Source organism: Desulfovibrio piger ATCC 29098 (genome assembly GCF_000156375.1).
GTDB classification, from domain to species: Bacteria; Desulfobacterota; Desulfovibrionia; order Desulfovibrionales; family Desulfovibrionaceae; genus Desulfovibrio; species Desulfovibrio piger.
Genome location: NZ_DS996361.1, coordinates 1 through 19,693 on the forward strand (window position 1 = coordinate 1; position 19,693 = coordinate 19,693).

19 protein-coding genes are annotated in these 19,693 nt (G+C 64.7%); 8 read left to right on the forward strand and 11 right to left on the reverse strand.

The features are described from left to right. Nucleotides 1–681 precede the first annotated feature (681 nt). Together DESPIG_RS12990 and DESPIG_RS11730 are read right to left on the reverse strand one after the other, a co-directional pair. Nucleotides 682–1,233 (reverse strand): helix-turn-helix domain-containing protein, encoded by a 552-nt coding sequence (locus tag DESPIG_RS12990; RefSeq protein WP_006009017.1) that lies wholly within the window; start codon nt 1,231–1,233, stop codon nt 682–684. Between the two features lie 68 nt (nt 1,234–1,301). Continuing rightward, on the reverse strand, nt 1,302–1,562 hold the full coding sequence (locus tag DESPIG_RS11730) for a hypothetical protein (RefSeq protein ID WP_040370135.1): 261 nt from the start codon (nt 1,560–1,562) through the stop codon (nt 1,302–1,304). Between the two features lie 419 nt (nt 1,563–1,981). On the opposite strand from DESPIG_RS11730, the gene DESPIG_RS11735 reads away from it, so the two are divergent. After that, nucleotides 1,982–2,905, forward strand: a complete 924-nt coding sequence (locus DESPIG_RS11735) for a diaminopimelate dehydrogenase (RefSeq protein ID WP_040370137.1) — start codon at nt 1,982–1,984, stop codon at nt 2,903–2,905. 419 nt (nt 2,906–3,324) lie between these two features. On the opposite strand, the gene DESPIG_RS14140 is transcribed toward DESPIG_RS11735, so the two are convergent. The 6 genes from DESPIG_RS14140 to DESPIG_RS11765 form a co-directional block, all read right to left on the reverse strand. Continuing rightward, nucleotides 3,325–3,738, reverse strand: coding sequence for a lysozyme inhibitor LprI family protein (locus DESPIG_RS14140; RefSeq protein ID WP_050760343.1), 414 nt, complete (start codon nt 3,736–3,738; stop codon nt 3,325–3,327). Nucleotides 3,739–4,147: 409 nt separating this feature from the next. Beyond that, the gene (locus DESPIG_RS11745; RefSeq protein ID WP_006009027.1) at nt 4,148–4,381 is read right to left on the reverse strand and encodes a thioredoxin family protein; all 234 of its coding nucleotides are present in this window, start codon (nt 4,379–4,381) and stop codon (nt 4,148–4,150) included. A gap of 169 nt (nt 4,382–4,550) precedes the next feature. Further along, a complete protein-coding gene (locus tag DESPIG_RS11750; protein WP_006009029.1) occupies nt 4,551–5,624 on the reverse strand; it encodes a permease in 1,074 nt (357 codons plus the stop codon). A 65-nt stretch (nt 5,625–5,689) separates the two neighbouring features. After that, nucleotides 5,690–6,013 carry an ArsR/SmtB family transcription factor gene (locus DESPIG_RS11755; protein ID WP_006009032.1) on the reverse strand — a complete coding sequence of 108 codons (324 nt, stop codon included), beginning with the start codon at nt 6,011–6,013 and terminating at the stop codon, nt 5,690–5,692. Nucleotides 6,014–6,237: 224 nt separating this feature from the next. Continuing rightward, nucleotides 6,238–7,068 carry a nitroreductase family protein gene (locus DESPIG_RS11760; protein WP_006009036.1) on the reverse strand — a complete coding sequence of 277 codons (831 nt, stop codon included), beginning with the start codon at nt 7,066–7,068 and terminating at the stop codon, nt 6,238–6,240. 126 nt (nt 7,069–7,194) lie between these two features. After that, nucleotides 7,195–8,217: an alpha-hydroxy-acid oxidizing protein gene (locus tag DESPIG_RS11765; RefSeq protein WP_006009040.1), complete on the reverse strand. Its 1,023-nt coding sequence runs from the start codon at nt 8,215–8,217 to the stop codon at nt 7,195–7,197. A gap of 747 nt (nt 8,218–8,964) precedes the next feature. On the opposite strand from DESPIG_RS11765, the gene DESPIG_RS11770 reads away from it, so the two are divergent. The 6 genes from DESPIG_RS11770 to DESPIG_RS13000 all read left to right on the forward strand — a co-directional run bounded on the left by DESPIG_RS11770 (nt 8,965) and on the right by DESPIG_RS13000 (nt 14,039). Further along, entirely contained in the window at nt 8,965–9,753 is a 789-nt protein-coding gene (locus DESPIG_RS11770) for an HpcH/HpaI aldolase family protein (protein ID WP_006009049.1), read from the forward strand. Between the two features lie 22 nt (nt 9,754–9,775). Beyond that, nucleotides 9,776–10,690, forward strand: a complete 915-nt coding sequence (locus tag DESPIG_RS11775) for an NAD-dependent epimerase/dehydratase family protein (RefSeq protein ID WP_006009051.1) — start codon at nt 9,776–9,778, stop codon at nt 10,688–10,690. Between the two features lie 170 nt (nt 10,691–10,860). Next, complete coding sequence (locus tag DESPIG_RS11780) at nt 10,861–11,631, forward strand: 3-deoxy-manno-octulosonate cytidylyltransferase (protein WP_006009053.1); 771 nt, start codon at nt 10,861–10,863, stop codon at nt 11,629–11,631. A 179-nt stretch (nt 11,632–11,810) separates the two neighbouring features. Then, nucleotides 11,811–12,242, forward strand: coding sequence for an acyltransferase (locus tag DESPIG_RS11785; RefSeq protein ID WP_006009057.1), 432 nt, complete (start codon nt 11,811–11,813; stop codon nt 12,240–12,242). Nucleotides 12,243–12,423: 181 nt separating this feature from the next. Continuing rightward, a complete protein-coding gene (locus DESPIG_RS11790; RefSeq protein WP_006009060.1) occupies nt 12,424–13,062 on the forward strand; it encodes an HAD family hydrolase in 639 nt (212 codons plus the stop codon). A 38-nt stretch (nt 13,063–13,100) separates the two neighbouring features. Continuing rightward, on the forward strand, nt 13,101–14,039 hold the full coding sequence (locus DESPIG_RS13000; RefSeq protein ID WP_147588965.1) for a hypothetical protein: 939 nt from the start codon (nt 13,101–13,103) through the stop codon (nt 14,037–14,039). A 403-nt stretch (nt 14,040–14,442) separates the two neighbouring features. Here the strand turns inward: DESPIG_RS13000 and truA are convergent, their stop codons facing one another. The 3 genes from truA to DESPIG_RS11810 all read right to left on the reverse strand — a co-directional run bounded on the left by truA (nt 14,443) and on the right by DESPIG_RS11810 (nt 17,977). Continuing rightward, a complete protein-coding gene (gene truA, locus DESPIG_RS11800) occupies nt 14,443–15,237 on the reverse strand; it encodes a tRNA pseudouridine(38-40) synthase TruA (RefSeq protein ID WP_006009066.1) in 795 nt (264 codons plus the stop codon). 324 nt (nt 15,238–15,561) lie between these two features. After that, nucleotides 15,562–16,353, reverse strand: a complete 792-nt coding sequence (gene thiD, locus DESPIG_RS11805) for a bifunctional hydroxymethylpyrimidine kinase/phosphomethylpyrimidine kinase (RefSeq protein WP_040370139.1) — start codon at nt 16,351–16,353, stop codon at nt 15,562–15,564. Between the two features lie 190 nt (nt 16,354–16,543). Further along, nucleotides 16,544–17,977, reverse strand: a complete 1,434-nt coding sequence (locus tag DESPIG_RS11810) for a carbon starvation CstA family protein (protein ID WP_006009070.1) — start codon at nt 17,975–17,977, stop codon at nt 16,544–16,546. A gap of 436 nt (nt 17,978–18,413) precedes the next feature. On the opposite strand from DESPIG_RS11810, the gene DESPIG_RS14145 reads away from it, so the two are divergent. Then, the coding region (locus tag DESPIG_RS14145; RefSeq protein WP_006009073.1) for a hypothetical protein at nt 18,414–19,693 on the forward strand (1,280 nt) is incomplete at its 3' end.

The window sequence follows — 19,693 nt, forward strand, 5'->3', positions numbered from 1 at the left end:
CTCACAGCGCGAGGGGGTCTTTTTTTATGTTTTTTCCCCTGTGGTGCGCCACGGCGTGCTACGAAAGATTTCTCGCCCTGCATGTGATTCTGATCGTCCCCGCTACAGCCGGGGATTTTTTTGTTTTGGTGGAAAAGTTTGCGGGGAGGGAGAACCTTTTTCCAAAAAGGTTTCCCTCCCCGTGTCCCTCCCTTCCAAAAACTTTTGTCGGTGGGCCTGTGCAAGGATAAAGGGGGGCTACGCGGTACACCAGCTTCGACAAGTATTTTATTTTGTCAGTTTGTGGTGCCTGTTTCTTTGCATCGAGGGTCAAGGCCTCTATCGCTGTGTATCCTGATGCGTATACTGGGCGTTCGTCGGGACGGCCTCCGCCTGTTCGGGAGTACGTTACAGGCCTTTGGCGTTGAAAAATTCAGTGGGCTGAGAGGAGGGAGGGAACTTCCTGCTCGTGCGGCACAGGTGATTCATGCCGGGAGGGAGTACCCTCCAGCCTGGAAGATGGCTGCGTACGGAGAAAGGGCAGGGGGACTGCCGTGGGGTGGTCTTCCCGAGCCGGGAAGGAATGGGGATGGAGAACAGAGGCCAAGAGGGCATTGTCTGGTTCCTGCGGGGCGCCCCTTAGCTTCTTCATCTTGCGGTGAAGACGAAACGGTGTCGCTTGAGCAGTCCGAGACCCACAGGTCAGGCATCTTTCCTGCGTGTGCCCCACAGGTAAAGCAGCGTAAGACTGCCGCAGCCGAGCAGGATGCAGGCCAGCAGCAGGACAGGCCAAAGGCCGGTCGCCATGAGGTACCCTTCCAGCCCCGTGTGCAGAGAACCATCCCAGTCCGCGAGCCGGACCGGATGCAGGCGCGAGAAGATCCACAGGGCCGCCAGTCCGCCCAGGCCGCAGCAAAACAGCAGCGTGCCCAGGATCAGGGGAAGGAGCCGGAAGGTACGCACAGGTCCGGCCTGTGCCGGGCGCACGCTGTCTTCCGCAGGAGGGGCAGGAGCGGGGATGGGGTCCCTGCCTGCCGGCACGATGAGCTCGTCGAGGCTCGTCTGCAGCACGTCCCGCAGCAGGGACAGGCGGTCTATGTCCGGGGATGACTGGCCTGTTTCCCATTTGGCGACGGACTGGCGGGAAACGCCCATGCGGGAGGCCAGTTCTTCCTGTGTCATGCCCATGGCTTTGCGTCGGCGCAGGATCTCCTGTCCAAGTCGGATCCTTCCTTCTGTCATCTTCTCTGTCATGGATGGAGGCTAGGGAATTTCCAGAGGGAGTACAAGGGGCGGGCACTCCCGCCCCTTGCAGCAGACGGCTAGTTCAGTTTTTCCAGGGCGGCATCATAGAACTGGCAAAGCCGTTCCAGATCCTGTTTCTGTTGCAGCTCCGTCAGCTGAGGCTGCAGTTCCTGCATGATCTCGGCGTAGCCCTTGGGATCGGCCTGTGCCTTTTTCTGGATGGCCGTGGCGAATTCGTTGGCCTTCTTCTGGGCTTCTTCAGGGGAGCAGGCAGCGGCCGCGAGAGAGGCCGTGCCGCAGAGCAGGGCACAGGCCAGCAACAGGGAGAGCTTTTTCATAGGCACCTCGATACGTTGGACAGACTGGCTGTCGGTTATCCCCATATGGGACTTTCGTTATAGCTGGTAACATTGGTTGCAGGCCACCAACCAATAGTTGCAATAGGGCAACCATTGGCTACCTTTTGAAAAAAACAAACAGTTATGCGGAGATAGGGGCGCACTCTTTGTGGCCCTTGCCAATCGGGACGAGACCTGGGGCAGGACGCCGTGTGGCGTGCCGTTGTGCTTCTGTCCCACTTGGCCGGATGCGTCCTGCCTGCGGACGGCGTTGCTTCTGGCAAAGCACCGGGCAGGAGCCCGCCTTGCCCTTGACGACGGGCGGCACTTACATCTAAAAAAATGGCCTACTGACCAAGTCAGGAATGTCTTGCGAGTGGCCAGGAGGCCGCTCCCGGTTTTTTGCCAAAGGAATGCATATGAAAAAGTTTACTCTCGCCGTCCACAGTCTCGGCAATATCGGTACCCGTGTGGTGGAAGCGGCCCTTGCCGCCCCTGATTGCCAGTGCCTCGGCGTGATCCGCCGTGCCGAATCCCTGGGCACGCAGAGCCATGCCCTGCGTGGCCTGCCCGAATTTGCCGATCTGGCCAGCCTGGAAGCTGCCCAGGGCCGCCCTGACGTCATCGCCCTGTGCGGACCTTCGCGCAGCATCCCGGAAACGGCGGAAGCTTTTCTGAAGCAGGGTTACAATTGTGTGGACAGCTTCGACATCCACACCGAGATCCCCGCCACCGTGGCCCGTCTGGATGCCGCCGCCAAGGCCGGTAACAGCGTCAGCATCACGGCTGCCGGCTGGGACCCCGGCACGGACTCCGTGCTGCGTGCCCTGTTCGAAGCCATGGTGCCCCGCGGCACCACCTTCACCAACTTCGGCCGTGGCCGTTCCATGGGCCATTCCGTGGCCGCCCGCGCCATCAAGGGCGTGGCCGATGCCGTGTCCATCACCATCCCCGTGGGTGGCGGCCGTCATTCGCGCCTAGTCTACGTGGTGCTGGAAGAAGGTGAAAACTTGGCTGACGTGACGGCCCGCATCAAGGCCGACGATTACTTCGCCCACGATCCGCTGGACGTGCGCCAGTGCCGTGACCGTGAAGAACTGGCCTTCGTGGCCGACCAGTCCCACGGCGTGCTCATGGAGCGCACCGGTGCCTCCGGCATGACCGACAACCAGATCCTCAAGTTCGACATGCGCATCAACAACCCGGCCCTGACCGCTCAGGTGCTGGTCTCCTGCGCTCGCGCCGCGACCCGCCTGCAGGCCGGCTGCCATACGCTCATCGAAGTGCCGCCCATCGCCCTGCTGCGCGGTGAACGCATGGACATCATCTCCCGCATGGTCTAACGGGCCATAAGCGGTTCGCCCCTTTATCCCCTGTCGCTTTGGCGGCAGGGGATTTTTTGTTTCGGAAGGAGCGATTTTTCCCCTTATTGGAGGGGCGGATGACGGGGGCTGTACGGGGATGCTGCATCTCGCCGGCAAGGACGCGGAGAAGGCAGGAAGCGGGCAAGAGGAAGAGCGTCCTTGGCTGGAGACATAAAAAAGGCCTCTACACGGGCAGAGGCCTTGAAACGTGTCACGAAAGGGCGTTGCTGCTGTGCAGGGGGTCCGGCACAGCTGAAGGGATGCTGCGGCCGAGAAGATCGCAGACGGTGCCGAAAGGGGGGAGCGGGCCTGCCCGCAGGATCAGCTATGGAGGTAGGACGTCGGTCTCCATCAGGGCGGACCAGCGCCTTTGCCGGACATCGGGGCCCAGATGTCCCTTATTCTATGGCCAGCTGTTCCAGCAGCAGGGCCTGCTTGCGGGTCTCTCCGGTCAAGAAACTCATGGCGCTCAGACGGGCCATGCTGCCGCCTTCGTTGGGCAGCTGCACCAGATCGGCAAAAAGCTCCTTGTACTGGACCCAGGCTCGCTGTCCCTTGAGCAGTTTGTCTGACCAGCCCTTGGGATCACTGGAGTTTTGGCAGGCCTGACGGGCTTTTTTGTAATTGGCGTTGAGCCGGGCGTCCCAGTAGTCGTAGGCATGCTGGAAGCAGCCCATCATTTCCATGGTGACGCCACCGCTTTGTTCCATGCAGCGATCGAAACCCGGGGCCAGTTCATCTTCTTCGGCCATGGCCGGAGCAGCCAGGAAGAGCAGGGCCAGACAGCAAAGCAGGAGACGCAGTTGGGGCATGGATGACCTCCCATGATGTTTGCCGTCAGCATAGACGGCTTCCGCGGCTGGGGCAATGGCCTGCGGCATTGGCTGTTCCCTGTCCGGGACGGCAGGGAATGAGGATGTCTGGAGCACGGGGGAGAGGAGAGGCCGGGTGCGGGCCGGGGGACTTGCCACTCTTGCAAGGCCGGGAAGCGGGAAAGAACGTCCTCTTTTATCATGGCTGCCGGTCCCAGGCGTGGGGACAGGGACCTGGCCGGATGGAACGGAGAGAAAGGCAGGCCGGGCATGGGCATCAGGCAGAAGACAGGAATGGCCCGCTCTCCGGCCCGGCATCTTGGCGCGTTTGCAGCACAGGCCGCGCAGACCAGGCATCGCCGGTACTGCGCGACCGTCATTTTCCGTGGTATGGCGTGCCCCCGGATGGTTAGGCGCCGAGCCAGCCCCGGACTTCTTCCGCGCTGGGGACGCGCCCCGTGCACATGATGCCGCCATCGATGACCACCGCAGGGGTGGCCAGCACGCCCAGGGCCATGATCTCCCGCAGGTCGGTGATTTTTTCCACCGTGGCGTCACTGCCGGAAGCGGCCACCGCCTTGCTGACGATCTCGTACGCTTCGACACATTTGGAGCAACCGGGACCAAGGACTTTGATGATCATGATGCTGTCTCCTTTGGCAGGATATTGAGGGGAAGCGGCAGGGCGGGATGCGTGGGGCTGCCCTCCGCTGTGATGCGGGAAGGACGTGTGCGCCCCATGCCTTACCCTGCCTGACCGTTGCGATGCCGGAACGAGGGGCCCGTACCGCGTGGCACGGGCCCGTTCTATTTTAGAACAGCGTGAGCTGCAGGCTGTTGAACAGCCAGCCCACCAGGGTGAAGATGACCAGCAACAGGCCCAGGAAAAGGGCCAGCAGCTGCCAGCGCATGACTTGCTTGAGCATGAGCATCTCGGGCAGGCTGGCGGCCACCGTGCTCATGCAGAAGGCCAGGGTGGTACCTACGGGCAGGCCCTTGAGCAGCAGGCTCTCCATGATGGGCACCACGCCCGTGACGTTGCTGTACAGGGGGATGCCCACCAGGACGGCCACCGGGACGGACCACCACTGCCCCTGGCCCAGATGGGCGGCGAACCAGTCCTGCGGTACGAAGCCGTGCAGGAGAGCCCCCAGGCCCACGCCGATGATGACCCAGCGCCAGACGCGGCGGAAGATGCCCGTCATCTCGTCCCAGGCGAAACGGTGCCGTTCTTCCAGTCCCAGACGGGTGCTGCGCTCGTCCCGTGCCGCCTGGCCGGAGACACCCAGCATGCCGCGCAGGAAGGGCTGCAACCAGCGTTCGGCGCGGAGCAGGTCCAGCAGCCAGCCGCCCAGCATGCCCGCCGCCATGCCGACGACCACATAGACCACGGTGAACTTCCAGCCCAGCAGGCCCCAGAGCAGGACCACGGCGATCTCGTTGATGAGCGGCGAGGTGATGAGGAAGGCCATGGTGATGCCCAGCGGGATGCGGGCCATGGTGAAGCCCAGGAAGAGGGGGATGCTGGAGCAGGAACAGAAAGGCGTGATGGCGCCGAACGTGGCCCCCAGCAGATAGCCGATGCCCCGGCCCTTGCCGGACAGATAGTCGCGTACCCGCTCCACATGCAGCCCGGCCCGCAGCCAGCCGATGCAATAGACCATCAGCACCAGCAGGAGCAGGATCTTGGCGCTGTCATAGAGGAAGAATTCCAGGGCCAGGCCCGGAGCACCGCCGGGCGTCAGGGAGAGCAGGTCGAAGGTCAGCCAGGTGGCCAGCGGCTGGATGGACACGTACAGGCCCGTCCAGGCCAGCAGTACGGCCAGCAGGGTCAGGGCATAGCGCGGGGCGGAGAAGGGGCGCGGTGAGGAAGGAGTGTCTGCCATAAATATTCCTTATTGGCAAAATTGCCAAATTTGAGGGTAAAAAAATCCCGCCGCAGCGGGCCTGCCTATTTGTTCCGCAGCATGTCCATCTGGCTCAGGATGCGTTTTTCCAGCAGCTGGCCGGTACAGGTCAGGAACTGGTCCAGGCAGCAGAGGGCAAGGCTGTAATAGATGTTCACGCCCTGCTTGCGCCGGGTGACCACACCGGCGTCACGCAGGACAGCCAGATGCTTGGAGATGGTGGACATGTCGTCCCCCACCAGGGCCTGCAGGTCGCAGACGCATTTTTCACCGTCGCGCAGGGCATCGACCATCAGCAGACGGCTGGGGTGTCCCAGGGCTTTGAAGATCCGGGCCTGTGCCGCGATGAATTCTTTGTTGTGCTGCATGCTGTCCCTTTATTTGGTCATTTGGCAAAATATTCTTTGAAGGCCTTGCTGTCAAGATGGTGCAGGAAAGCCGCGTCCAGGTCAACGCCGCCGGAGGGCCCGGAGGCGGGCGATCATGGCGGCGGGGCCGGATAAAGAGACGGCGGCCGTGCGAAAACGTCCGCATGCCGCCGTCCGTCATCACCGGGCGGAGAGGTCCCTCCGCCCGGCAGGCTGGAAAAGCGTTACTTCCACTGGATGCGATGCACCGTGGCCGGGCCGTATTCCACCGTACGTGCGTAGCGGATGGCAGGCTCGCCCAGCAGCATGGCATACTGGAAGCTGTGGGTCTCGGGCAGGCCCAGCTCGGGCAGGAGCTCGGGCAGCATGAGCTGCAGGCACCAGTAGAGCAGGCCGCACCAGGTGGTGCCCAGGCCCAGGCTTTGGGCATAGAGCTCCATGTACGAAAGGTAGATGAGCGGATCCTGTTCCTGACAGGGAGCGTCCTTGGCATTGCCCACCAGCACGAAGTGGGGCGCGCCGCGGAAGATGCCGTCGATGCCCTGTTCCTTCCACAGGCGCGGTGCTGCGGCAAAGAAAGCCGTGCGGTGGCACTGGGGCAGGGCATTGTGCAGGGCCTTGTCCGCCAGGCGGGCATAGACTTCCTCACGGAAGGCCTGCATGCGGTCCATGTCGTCCATGACGCCCACCCAGAGCTTACGGGCATTGACGCCGGTGGGGGCGTGGGCGCTCACGTCCAGCACCTGCTGCAGCAGGGCCGGGTCCACGTTTTCCGGCCGGTACTGGCGCACGGAGCGGCGGCCCTTGATGAGATTCTCCAGCTGTTCGGGCTGGGGCCAGGCATTGAGGAGACGGCGGGAGGCGTCAGGATTGTGCCCGTCCACGCTGATGGCGCCTGTGGGGCAGAGGGCCAGGCAGTGGTGGCAGTGCATGCACAGGCGTTCGTCCTTGATGTAGGGGTGTCCTTCCTCGTCCATGCCCAGCGCGCGGGGCAGACAGTCGGAAAGGCACAGGCCGCAGGAGACACAGCGGTCGGTATCCACGGAAAACTGCATGATGATGTCCTTTGAAAAAAAGAACCTGCCGCAGGGGCAGGCAGGGGAGGCCGCCGGTGCCGGGGGCCTGCCGGGGCGAAAGAAAGAAGGGAGGGGCCGTGGCCCCTCCCGGGGATGCGTCAAAAACTAGCCGCGATAGATGATGTGTTCGCGCACGTCGGCCAGGGAAGCGCAGCCGGTGAGCAGCATGGCCTGCACCAGCTGGCCCTGCATCTGCTGCCAGTACTTGGTCACGCCTTCCACACCGCCGCCGATGGCCGCGATGCAGAGCGGGCGGCCCACCAGAACGGCGTCGGCGCCCAGGGCCAGCATCTTGAGCACGTCCACGCCGTCACGCACGGCGCCGTCGGCCAGGATGGTGATCTTGCCGCGCACGGCATCGGCGATGGCGGGCAGCACGGTGGCGGTGCCGGGGCAGTGGTCCAGCACGCGGCCGCCGTGGTTGGAGACCACGATGGCGTCGCAGCCGGCGTCGATGGCGCGATGGGCGTCGTCGGGGGTCATGATGCCCTTGACGATGAACTTGCGGCCCATGTCATGCACATAGCGCACCACGGTCTCCAGTTCCGTCACGGACATGGGCATGACCGGGCGGCCCATCTTGCGCAGGGTGATGAGACCGGCGGCGTCCACGTCCACGCCCAGGATGGGGCTGCCGTCGGCCAGCACGCGGTCGATCTTTTCGAACAGTTCCTTGCCTTCCCAGGGCTTGATGAAGGGGATGCCGTGACCGTTGCAGGCCTTCAGGGCCTTGACGGCGGCGTCGATGATGAAGGGCGGCACGCCGTCACCGGTACAGCCGATGACACCGGCGGCGCGGCTGCCTTCCAGGATGGCGAAGATGTAGTCGTCTTCGCTCATGGCATCGCTCATGTTGAAAGAGACGCCGCCGATGGGGGCCGCCATGACGGGGAAGCTCAGGTCGATGCCCAGGATGGTGCAGTTGGTGCGGGGCTCGCGGGCGTCGTGCAGGGCCGTCATGTTGAGTTTGCAGGCATTGAGGGCCTCGCGGTTGTTGCGGAAGCTGGCACCGGTGCCCAGACCGCCCATACCGGGCACTTCACCGGAGCAGGCCTTGCCATCGCAAACGGGGCAAACGCGGCAGTGACCCTTCATGCGCTCGCGCGCGGCAGCTCTGATCTCTTTCATGGGATGACTCCTTTATGACAGGAATGATTGTGTTCAAGGCAGGCGCTCCGGATACGGGGCGCAGCATGGGCAGTATAGGTCAGGGCAGGGGACTTGTCATCCGCTGGATGACCTTGTATGTTGTGAAAAAAGTAACATAACGGCAAAGGCTGCCATATTTCCCTGTACAGTGACCATTTTCCGTGCTAGTTGCGACAGCAACAAAAGTTTGAAGAAAAAATAAATTTGCCTCCCCGGCAGGGATTTTGAGGATTTTTGAGAAAAAAGATCTAAAAATCCAGCAAGTTGGATGGGGATCAAAAAAGCCGTTTTTTCTTCAAAAAAAAGATGGATTTTTCATAAAAAATTTCATAAAAAATAGCCAGCCCAACGGATGGCCCCATGCCAGAATCCATGGAGAAAAATCTTCGTGAATTTTGGAGCAAACACTTGACGGCAGAGCAGGCTCTGCGTAATCTCGTGTCGTGCGTGGCTGTTTGTTTGGTCAAACAGTATTTTCTCCAGTGCGGCACGGCCCGCCAGACTCCGTGCCGCATTTTTCATCACTGGCGACGCATGCTTCTAGAGCGCACCACGCAGCCGTGGCCCTTCCTCCTCAAGGCCCGGCGCTCCCCCGCCCGGTTCCGGGCGGGTTTTTTTATGCCTCCCTTTCCTCCTCCGGGGCCAGCTTGCGCCCTGTGCGGCCTCGCGCTATGCTGACCGGGCCTTTCGGCATAACCCAAGCCCGGCGGCGGCAAGCCGTTTCCTATGGATATTCATGATATTCGCGCCAAACTGGCAAAGGATGAACCCACCATCGGCACCTGGCTGCAACTGCCTTCCGCCGATGTGGCGGAACTGATGGCCCGTGCCGGCTATGACTGGGTGGCTGTGGACATGGAGCACGGTTCCTTCGGCCGCACCGGCCTGCCCGACATCTTCCGTGCCATCCAGTGCGGCGGGGCCGCACCTTTCGCCCGCTTGCCCGTGGCGTCCAAGACAGCCATCAAGGCCGCGCTGGAGGCGGGCGCGCAGGGCCTGATCTTTCCCATGATCGAGAGCCGTGAGCAGCTGGACCAGGCCATCAGCTGGGCCACCTATCCCGGCCATGACGACGGCCGCCGGGACGGCGACCCCCTGCGCGAGAACCGCGGCGTGGGCTTTTGCCGGGCCAATGCCTTCGGCAAGGATTTCGATGCCTACATGCGGGACACCGCGCCCCGGCTCTTCCTGGTGGCCCAGATAGAACACATCCGCGCCGTGGAGGATCTGGACGCCATCCTTTCCCAGCCGCGTCTGGACGCCATCATGGTGGGCCCCTATGACCTTTCCGGTTCCATGGGCCTGACGGGGCAGTTCGACCATCCTGATTTCAGGGCCGTCATGGCCCGCATCCACGAGGCCTGCCGGCGCCATCATGCCCGCATGGGCCTGCATGTGGTGCAGCCCGACCCCGGGGAGCTGCGCCGTCAGGTGGCGGCGGGCAGCCGCTTCATCGCCTACGGTATCGATTCGGTCTTCCTCTGGCAGGCGGCCGCACGGCCCGCCGGGGTGTAGGGCGGGCATCGGGAGGAAGGCCGTGAAGGTGACCGTTTTCGGCGGTTCCGGTTTTTTGGGATCGCATATCTGTGACAAGCTCTCCGATGCCGGACACGACGTGACCATCGTGGACGTGCGTCCTTCTCCCTGGCTGCGCGACGACCAGAAGATGGTGGTGGGCAGTATCCTGGACGAGGACTGCGTGCAGGCCGCCGTGGAAGGGGCCGAGGTGGTCTTCAATTACGCGGGCATCGCCGACATCGGCGAAGCCAACGAGCGCCCCGTGGATACGGCCCGCCTCAACGTGGTGGGCAACGTCATGGTCCTGGAGGCCTGCCGCCGGGCCGGTACCGGGCGCTACATCTTTGCCAGCTCGCTCTATGTCTACGGCAAGTCCGGCGGCTTCTACCGCTGCAGCAAGCAGGCCTGCGAGATCTATATCGAGAACTACCAGGCCATGTACGGCCTGCCGTACACCATCCTGCGCTACGGTTCCCTGTACGGCCCCCGCGCCGACATGCGCAATGCCATCCACCGCTTCGTGCACGAGGCCCTGACCACGGGCAGCATCACCTATTACGGGACGCCCACGGCCCTGCGCGAATACGTGCACGTGGACGATGCCTCCTCGGCCACCCTGCATGTCCTGGGGCCGGAGTTCGCCAACCAGAACATCATCATCTCCGGCAACCAGCCCATGCGCGTGGCCGACCTGTTCAGGATGATCGGCGAGATGCTGGGCAAGGAGCTGGAGATCAGATACCAGAACGACCCCAACAGCGGTCATTATCAGGTGACGCCCTATGCCTTCATGCCCCGGATGGGCCGCAAGCTGGTGCCGCCGCTGACCGTCGACCTGGGGCAGGGCATCCTGCGCGTCATGGAAGAGGAACACCGCCAGATCCACCCGGAACTGCAGAGCCAGGGCGGTTATCTGGTGTCCACCGACGACTGAGGCCCGCATGGTTCGCGGGGCCTGCCTGTCGGCGTCATCCGTGTGCGCTCCGGTCCTTCGGTCTTTTCCCCTGCGGCGCAAGGTCCGCCCCGGCTGCGGAGCGTCCGCCGGAGACCGCGCCCGTCTTCCCGTCATCCCCTTGCCGGGCAGTCCCTGCCCAGGGAGAAGTTATGAACATCATCGCCATCATCCCCGCCCGCATGGGCTCCAGCCGCTTTCCCGGCAAACCTCTGGCCCTGATCCACGGCGTGCCCATGGTGGGCCATGTGGCCTTCCGCACGGCCATGAGCCGCTGCCTTTCCGCCACCTATGTGGCCACCTGCGACACGGTCATCGAGGACTACTGCAAGGAGGCGAGCCTTGCGTGCGTCATGACCGGTGACCACCATGTGCGCTGCTCCACCCGCACGGCCGAGGCCCTGCTCAAGATCGAGGCGGCCACGGGCCGGAAGGCCGACATCGTGGTCATGGTGCAGGGGGACGAGCCCATGGTGCTGCCCGGCATGATCGACGCCGCTGTGGAACCCATGCTCAAGGATCCTTCCATCAACGTGGTCAACCTCATGGCCGATATGGATACCCTGGAAGAGTTCGAGGACCCCAACGAAGTGAAGGTCGTGGTGGACCGCAACAATGATGCCCTCTACTTCTCGCGCGAGCCCATCCCTTCCCGCAAGAAAGGGGCCGACAAGGTGCCCATGCGCAAGCAGGTCTGCATCATCCCCTTCCGCCGGGACTACCTGATCCGCTTCAACGAGATGGAGGAGAGCCCGCTGGAGATCTGCGAGTCCGTGGACATGATGCGCATCCTCGAACACGGGGAAAAAGTCCGCATGGTGCCCACCGATGCCCGCACCTGGAGCGTGGATACCCCCGAAGATCTGGCCCGCGTGACGCGGCTCATGGAAGGGGATGTCCTCATGCGGGAGTACGCGAAGTAGATGGGGCCGCTGTCCCGCCTCCGGGCCGCCTGGGAAGAGCTCTGGATAGCCTGCTTCGCCTGGATACCCACGCCGCTGGGACTGGCCCTGCGCTGGCTGGCCTGGCCTGGCGCTGGCTCTTTGACCGCTGCGGTTCGGTACGCTTCGGCACGGGCCTGAGCTTCGTGGGCTGCCGTCACATGCGGCTGGGCGATGCCGTCCGGCTGGGGCGGGGCTGCATCATCACGGCCGGGGACGGCGAACTGGTCCTGGGCGACCGCGTGTCCATCTCGCCCTATGCCCATGTGGCGGCCGATGGCGGGCGCATCGTCATGGGCAGGCATGTGGCCGTGGGCCCCGGCACGGTGCTGCGGGCCGCCAACCACTGTTTTTCGCGGCACGATGTGCCCATCCTGCAGCAGGGGCACCATCCGGGCGAGATCGTCATCGGGGACGATGTCTGGATCGGGGCCAACTGCGTCATCACGCCCGACGTGCGCATCGGCCGGGGCGCCGTGGTGGGCGCGGGTGCCGTGGTCACCCGCGATGTGGCCCCTTTCACCATCGTGGGCGGTGTCCCGGCACGTCCCATCGGCCACCGCGACCGCGACGCATGTCCGGAACGATCGTAGCTCCGGGGCGGGAGCGTATGGCGTTCCCGCATGGCCGGCATTTTTCCTGCCCGGCAGGCGGCCTGTGCCGCCTTCCGGCTCCGGCCCGCAAGGCTTCGTCCGCTCGGGCGGCGGGGCGCGGGCCTGTTTTCGTATCCTTCCTGTACGGCGTCGTCCCTGACGGCGCGAACAAGGAGTCTGCATGGCCCTGAAATGTCTTGTTTTCGACTGTGACGGCGTGATCCTCGACAGCGTGCCCGTCAAGACGCGCGCCTTTGCCCGTCTGGCCGAGCCCTACGGCGAGGAGGCCCGCGACCGTTTCGTCATGTTCCATACCGTGCATGGCGGCGTGAGCCGTTACAAAAAATTCGAATGGTTCTTCCGCGAGATCCTGGACAGGGAGATCACGCCCGCCGAGTCCGAGGAGTGGGGCAGGCGCTTTGCCGAATACGCTCTGGATGAGGTGCGCCGCTGCGAGCTCATCCCCGGTATCGCGCCGGTGCTGGAACACTGGCGGGGCAAACTGCCCCTTTATGTCTGTTCCGGCGCACCGCACGAGGAATTGAACTTCATCCTCAAGGAACGCGGCCTGGACAGCTGCTTCACGGGCATCTACGGCTCGCCGCCGTCCAAGGCCAAACTGCTGGCCATGATCGTGGACAAGGCCTGTGTCCTGCCTGACGAGGTGCTCATGGTGGGCGATGCCTCCACGGACCGCAATGCCGCCGAGGAGGTGGGCACCCTGTTCTACGGCACCGGGCCGGAGCTCAGGGGCGGGGATTTCCCCTGGGGGTCTGATCTGACCGGGCTCGACGCCTGGATCGCGGAGCATGTGGAATGATGCGGCGTCCTGTTCGTTTCCTGTGGCTGGTGTGTCTCATGGCTCTGGCTTTCGGCCTGTGCGCCTGTCAGGAGGAGAGCGCTCCCAAAGCCAGGCTGGACAAGGAGACCGCCTCCGCCGTGGTGACGAAGGCCGCCGCCGGGCTGCACGCGCCGGAAGCTCCGGCCCCGGCCGAGGAAGTGGAGGCTGCCGGCAGGGTGCTGGATGCGGGCAATGCCATCTGGCGCTGGGCCGATGTGGCGGGCATCCATGCCGGTCATCTGCTGCGGCAGGCCGAGGACTACATGCGTACCTGGCTGCTGGGCAAGGAACCCCAGCGCCCTGCGGAGCTGGACGACAGGCCCGCTGTGGAAAAGGCCGTGTGGGGCGAGGCCGACGCCGCCCGTTTGCGGGATCTGATGGCCACCATGCGGCGGACGCTGACCGGTATGGAAAAGCTGGTCACGGCGTTCCGCAAGTACGCCCTGGACGACAGCATCGTGGATGACGGAGCGCAGGGCAAGAAGCTGCTGCGCCGCCTGCAGGATGCGCACAATGAGTTCTCCAAAGCCCGTGATGCCCTGCTGGTGCTGGTGCGTGACCGCAGCCGTCAGGCCGAGGACGTGCTGCTTCAGGGCAACCCGCTGAAAGAGGCCATCAGCTCGGCCCGTTTCCTGTTCAGCCGTTTCCTGCTGGGCGGCCTCCTGCTGCGCGAGGGCAATCCCGATACCGTGGCCGTGGCGGGCTGGCGCAAGGAGATGGAAGATGCCCTGGCCGCGGCCCGTGGCCACACCCGGGGCATGACGGAAGAAGAGCGGCGCCTCTGGCAGGCTTTTCTGGACAAGGCCGACCTCTTCCCCCGCACCGTGGCCCAGGGGCAGGAAGACGCGTTCAGCAATGCGACGCGCCGCCAGCTCAATCTGGTGCTGCAGGAGGCCCAGGAGGCCTATAATGCGTTCGTGGAAGCCCATAACAGGCGGGATGCGGCATCCAGATAGCCGCTGGAACCGGCCCTCCCCTTGCGGGAGACTGCTAGTGAAGGAGGACGTCCTGCTGACTGCGGGGCGTCCTTTTTTGTTGGTGCGGAGCCCCGGCCTTTTCCGGACGCGACACGATGGAGACAGGTTGCGGGAAAAGCGGCTGGCAAAGGGGACGCGCCCCTGCCGCGTCTGTTTTCTGGGGAACGACCATTGCCCGCTCTCGGGCCCGTCGGGCATGAAGAACGGCATGATGCCTTTCTAGGATAACAGCATATCATTCCAGATAGTGGAAAATAGAGCAGGCTTTTCCCGGAACGGGGAATGGCAGACCGTTATCGTGCCTGTCTGCCGGGCATGAGCGGACGCAACAAAAGACCACCCGCAGCGGGTGGTCTTCATATCTTCGGGATGCAGACAGGGCTTAGTCCGGGTATTCCACATGGGCCAGGGCCAGGCCCTGCGGCGGGGCCGTGGGGCTGGGCAGGGCGCGGCGGTCGGCGGCCTCGAGGATGGCGGGGATCTGGTCGGGGCGCAGCTTGTGGCGGCCGTAGGCGGCCAGCAGTCCGGCCATGTTGCGGACCATCTGCTTCAAAAAACCGTTGGCCGTGACGGTCAGGCGCAGGCAGGGCAGACAGGGCGGCATAAACTCCACGGGCGGCAGTTCCGTCAGCGTGGCGGCCTGGAGCTCGCGCACGGTGCTTTCCATCTCGGTCCCGGCGTTCTGGAAGCTGGCGAAGTCGTGCCTGCCCAGCAAAAAGGGCAGGGCCGCGCGCATGGCTTCGGCATCCAGAGGGCCGCTGCGCCAGACGAAGGGCGCCAGCCGGGGCGGGACGAAGCCTTTCTCCTGCCAGAAATCATACACATAGGTCTTGCGCAGGGCGCTGATGCGGGCGTGGAAGTCGGGAGCGGCCTCCTGCCAGTATAGGACGCGCACGTCCGCGGGCAGCAGGGCGTTGAGGGCGTGGCGCCAGTCCAGGCCAGGGCGGCGGGGCACGTCGCAGTGGGCCACCTGACCGTGGGCATGGACGCCCGCATCGGTACGGCCGGAGCCGAACACACGCACGGGCCGTCCGGCGATACGGCCCACGGCGGCTTCCACGGCGGCCTGCACGGTGGGCGGCGGGGTGGGGATGTCCTGGATCTGCCAGCCGCAGTAACGGCTGCCGTCATAGGCCAGCAACAGCCTGAGGCGCATGGTGGAAGAAGTGTCCGGCATGGAGGCTCTGGGGTTGAAGTGGAGGAATGCGGGGCGGCTGCGGGGCCGCCATCCGGCATGGTGACGCGCAGGGGCTGGACGAAAGGCGTTTCCCGCAGGGGGGAACCGGCGTCCGCGATTTTTGGGCCTAGGAACGGGGAAGGGCATTTCCCCATGTCCCTACCGTGGCGGAAGGCCATTGCCTGTCGGGGCCGTTGCCGGAACGCGTTTTGGGGGCGGAGCATGTCCGGGAGAGGACAAGGGGCCGGGGAAGGGCCCCTCTTGTGTCATGCACAGATCTCCCCTTCCCGCAGCCATCTCCCCCGATCGGTCTTGCAATGATGCCTAGCGGCGGGCGGCGTGGTTGACGGGCCCGCAGCCCTTGCCGGGCGCGTAGCTCTTGCGCAGGGCAAGGTTGAGGAATTCCTGGGCGCGGGTCACGGCCACCTGCAGGGGCAGGCCGTGGCCGAGGCCGGTGGCGATGGCGGCCGACAGGGTGCAGCCGGTGCCGTGGTTGTTGGTGGTCTCCACCTTGGGCTGGGGCAGGAACTTGGGGGCCTGCCCGGCCTGGCAGAGGCAGTCCGTGACCACGATGGAGCTTTCCATATGACCGCCCTTGATGAGCACGGCCTTGGCGCCCATCCTGATGAGCGCTTCACCGGCGGCGGCGGCGTCATCGGCGCTGCTGATGGTCATGCCGGTGAGCATCTCGGCTTCGGGACGGTTGGGGGTCAGCAGGTCGCAGCCGGGGATCATGCGTTCCTTGAGGGCCTCCACGGCATCTTCACGCAGCAGGTGGCTGCCGCTCTGGCTCACGGAAACGGGGTCCACCACCAGCGGGAAGCTGCGGTCGCGCAGGGCATCGGCCAGGGCGTTGATGATGCCGGCCGAGAACAGCATGCCGGTCTTGGCGGCGTGCACGGGAAAGCCGTCCAGCACGGCGCGCAGCTGCAGCACGACGAATTCGGGCTCGGGCGCGTGGATGCCGGTGACGCCCAGACCGTTCTGGGCGGTCAGGGCCGTGATGACGCTCATGCCGTAGCCGTCCAGGGCCATGATGGTCTTGAGGTCGGCCTGGATGCCGGCACCGCCGCCGGAATCGGAACCGGCAATGGTCAGGATGTTGGGGGTACGCATGGATATCTCCTGTTCTGTGATGGCGGTCTGACGGCCGTGGGACACAAGCGGCCGGACAGCAGGGTTATACGCTGCCTCCGGGCACGGCGCAATGCCGGGCGGTCGGGCCGGAGCGCGCCCTACCGGCGGCACGAAAAAAAAGGGCAGGGAAGATCCCTGCCCTTGTGCGTGGCTATGGAGCGGCGGAGCGCTACACTTCGTCGATGCTGGGAGCACCGGCGATGGGCTTGCGGGCCAGAGCCAGGAAGGCGACCAGGCTGACGACGGCCACGATCACGCCGATGATGTCGGCGATCTGGATGCCCATGCCAAAGCCCATCTTGGGCTCATAGCAGATGTAGGAGATGCACACGGCCGTCATGAAGGTGGCGGGCACGGTGCAGATCCAGTGCAGGCGATGCTTGCGGTACAGGTAGGCGCCGGAGGCCCAGAGCATGATGGCGGCCAGGGCCTGGTTGGCGAAGCCGAAGTAACGCCAGATCACGTTGAAGTCCACGAAGTTCAGCACCACGCCGATGGCGAAGATCGGGATGGCGATGGCCAGACGGGCCGGGATGGCGGACTGCTTGAAGTTGAACATTTCGGCGATGGTCAGGCGGGCGGCGCGGAAGGCCGTGTCACCGGAGGTGACGGGCAGGGCCACCACGCCCAGGATGGCCAGCACGCCACCGACGGGGCCCATGAGGGCGCGGGCGGTCTCGTTGACCACGTTGGCGGGACCACCGGCAGCGGCCAGGGCTTCGGGGCTGGTGTAGAAGGTCATGCCCACGGTGGCCCACACGAGGCCGATGAAGCCTTCAGCCACCATACCGCCGTAGAACACGGCCTTGCCCTGCTTTTCGTTGGACAGACAGCGGGACATCAGGGGCGACTGGGTGGCGTGGAAGCCGGACAGGGCGCCGCAGGCGATGGTGATGAACACCAGCGGGAAGATGGGCAGCTGCTGGGGATGGTTATTGGGGAAGGAGGCCCAGTTGTAGAATTCGCAACCGTTGGTGAACATGGTCACGGTCATGCCCACGGCCATGATGATCAGCACGGCGCCGAACAGGGGATAGAGGCGGCCGATGATCTTGTCGATGGGCAGGATGGTGGCCAGGAAGTAGTAGGCGAAGATGACGGCCACCCAGAACATCTGGTCCATGTAGTCGGGGGTCAGCTTGGCCAGCAGGCCGGCGGGGGCGGCCACGAAGACCACGCCCACGAGCAGCAGCAGGATGACGGCGAACACGCGCATCACCTGCTTGGCCACGTTGCCCAGGTTGTAACCCACGATGGTGGGCACGTTGGCACCCTTGTAACGCACGGAGAGCATGCCGGAGAAGTAGTCATGCACGGCACCGGCAAAGATGGTGCCGATGACGATCCACAGCAGGGCGCTGGGGCCGTACAGGGCGCCCAGGATGGGACCGAAGACGGGGCCCACACCGGCGATGTTCAGCAGCTGGATGAGCCAGACCTTCCACATGGGCATTTCGACGTAGTCGACGCCGTCGGCCATGGTCTTGGCGGGGGTGGGACGGTTTTCATCCGCACCGAAGATTTTAGCGACGATGGAACCGTAGATGATGTAGCTCACGATGAGGCCGGCTACGGCAAGGAGAAAGTAAACGTAATTCGGCATAGTATCCGCTCCCTCTGCGGCTATTCCGGTTAAAAGGTGAAAGCGGCAGCCGTGCCTTTGGCGACCGGCTGCCCATTGTTAGTAGGGGGTCGTGATTAGCATGGCGGAAGGGGGCGTCAACAGAGGGAAATGCTTTTTTTCCGCTGCCGGTGCGGCTGCCGGGGCCTCCGTGCCTGCCGCGCGAGGACGGTGTTTTTTCGGAAAAACAGGTGGTTGGCACGATTCTTGTTTCAGACTGGCCCTCCCGGAAAAGGGATGCATCCTCAAGGACAAAAACTTCGGGCCGCGCAGGGCCGCAAGCGCACCCGGCCCGCCGGGCCGGGGCCCGCAAAATGCCTTCACAGCAGTGTGTCGTGATGCTAGCATGCCCACAGCCTGCCGAGCCGTCGGCAGCGAGTTTTTATGGGCGTGCCTTCCTGCCGCCCGGAGGTCCCGCATGAAACTGGAAACCAAGGCACCGGCACAGAACCGGTTCGCTACCCCTGCCTCCGCGTCCCCGTCCGGCGGACGGCTGGATGATCTGCCTGCCCCCAAGACGTCGCGCGGCGGGCACAAGCTGGGCTGCCTGGCCCTGCTGGCCCTTTTGCTGGTGGCCGGAGCCGCCGTGTGGCTGACCCGTGACGATGCCACCCGCGATGCCTGGCGCAAGGATGCCGTGACCTGGCTGGATGCCAGGCTGGAAGGCACGGCCCTGGCGCCTCTCATGAACCTGTTGCGCGAGACGCCTCCGCCGCCCCCGCCTTCGGTGGCCACGCCCGCCACGGAGCCGGGCACGCTGGCCGGGCCCACGGTACAGGGGACGGTCAGTGCCCTGGTCAGGACGGACTTCGTGTCTCCCGGGGCCGTCGTGCCTGTCCCGGCAGGACAGGAGGCGCCAAAACGCCAGTACCCCGCGGACAGCCGCGTGCAGCCCGCTTTCGTGGATGATCTTGCCGGACATGTGCTGGAACGCTTCCAGGGCAGCGGTCTCGATCTGAGCCTGCTCTCCCTCAATCAGCGATACGGCGTCAAGCTGACGGGCCTGGCCGGCGGCAGCCGCGCCGCGGTGCTGCGCTATGCCTTCCATCCCGACATGCTGCGCAGCCTGTACACCATCTATGCCGACCGCTTCCTGGACAGCCTTGACCGCCAGTGCACGGAACGCAACTGGAGCGATTTGCAGAAGCGCCAGCTGCACATGGCCCTTGCCGGGCGCCTGAACGCCTGGGCCGCTGCCCTGGACGGTGTGGCCGCCGTCCCGGATCTGGGCGCACGGCTGGCCGAGAGCGAGCGCCTGTTGCAGGAATCGCTGGATATCTACAGCCGCATGGCCAGCACGGTGTTCGAGCTGGACGAGGCCCGGCAGCGTAACGATGCCGCCGCCATCGCCACGGCCCAGCTGCGGGTGGACGACATCACGGGCCGTTACCGTCAGGCCATGGATGCCCGCACGGCAGCCCAGCATTCCCTGGTGGGCGACATCCGCCGCCATGCCGGTGCGGCCCTTGATGACGACAGCCTGCTGTTCGTGGCCCAGTGGGTGGGCCGCCGCCTGCAGCAGGACAGCAAGGCCCTGGCCACCGTCCATGCCGGTTCCGCCGCGCTGCGGGACATGGCGGGCCGCTGCACCCGGATCGCCAGCGGCAAGGCGGCTGTGGAACAGCCTGCGGCCCCTGCCGTCAATGATGTGCCCCTGCGGCCCGGTCCCAAGCAGGCCCGGCCCCGTCCGGCGCCGGC

What these genes read in the sequence shown, in the direction of transcription:
- DESPIG_RS11770 (WP_006009049.1), top strand. Translation starts at nt 8,965, where the DNA reads ATGGATATTCATGATATTCGCGCCAAACTGGCAAAGGATGAACCCACC.
- DESPIG_RS11735 (WP_040370137.1), top strand. Translation starts at nt 1,982, where the DNA reads ATGAAAAAGTTTACTCTCGCCGTCCACAGTCTCGGCAATATCGGTACC.
- DESPIG_RS11790 (WP_006009060.1), top strand. Translation starts at nt 12,424, where the DNA reads ATGGCCCTGAAATGTCTTGTTTTCGACTGTGACGGCGTGATCCTCGAC.
- DESPIG_RS13000 (WP_147588965.1), top strand. Translation starts at nt 13,101, where the DNA reads ATGGCTCTGGCTTTCGGCCTGTGCGCCTGTCAGGAGGAGAGCGCTCCC.
- DESPIG_RS11780 (WP_006009053.1), top strand. Translation starts at nt 10,861, where the DNA reads ATGAACATCATCGCCATCATCCCCGCCCGCATGGGCTCCAGCCGCTTT.
- DESPIG_RS11765 (WP_006009040.1), bottom strand. Translation starts at nt 8,217, where the DNA reads ATGAAAGAGATCAGAGCTGCCGCGCGCGAGCGCATGAAGGGTCACTGC.
- DESPIG_RS11750 (WP_006009029.1), bottom strand. Translation starts at nt 5,624, where the DNA reads ATGGCAGACACTCCTTCCTCACCGCGCCCCTTCTCCGCCCCGCGCTAT.
- DESPIG_RS11730 (WP_040370135.1), bottom strand. Translation starts at nt 1,562, where the DNA reads ATGAAAAAGCTCTCCCTGTTGCTGGCCTGTGCCCTGCTCTGCGGCACG.
- thiD (WP_040370139.1), bottom strand. Translation starts at nt 16,353, where the DNA reads ATGCGTACCCCCAACATCCTGACCATTGCCGGTTCCGATTCCGGCGGC.
- DESPIG_RS11810 (WP_006009070.1), bottom strand. Translation starts at nt 17,977, where the DNA reads ATGCCGAATTACGTTTACTTTCTCCTTGCCGTAGCCGGCCTCATCGTG.
- truA (WP_006009066.1), bottom strand. Translation starts at nt 15,237, where the DNA reads ATGCCGGACACTTCTTCCACCATGCGCCTCAGGCTGTTGCTGGCCTAT.
- DESPIG_RS11745 (WP_006009027.1), bottom strand. Translation starts at nt 4,381, where the DNA reads ATGATCATCAAAGTCCTTGGTCCCGGTTGCTCCAAATGTGTCGAAGCG.
- DESPIG_RS11785 (WP_006009057.1), top strand. Translation starts at nt 11,811, where the DNA reads ATGCGGCTGGGCGATGCCGTCCGGCTGGGGCGGGGCTGCATCATCACG.
- DESPIG_RS11755 (WP_006009032.1), bottom strand. Translation starts at nt 6,013, where the DNA reads ATGCAGCACAACAAAGAATTCATCGCGGCACAGGCCCGGATCTTCAAA.
- DESPIG_RS14140 (WP_050760343.1), bottom strand. Translation starts at nt 3,738, where the DNA reads ATGCCCCAACTGCGTCTCCTGCTTTGCTGTCTGGCCCTGCTCTTCCTG.
- DESPIG_RS11760 (WP_006009036.1), bottom strand. Translation starts at nt 7,068, where the DNA reads ATGCAGTTTTCCGTGGATACCGACCGCTGTGTCTCCTGCGGCCTGTGC.
- DESPIG_RS12990 (WP_006009017.1), bottom strand. Translation starts at nt 1,233, where the DNA reads ATGACAGAGAAGATGACAGAAGGAAGGATCCGACTTGGACAGGAGATC.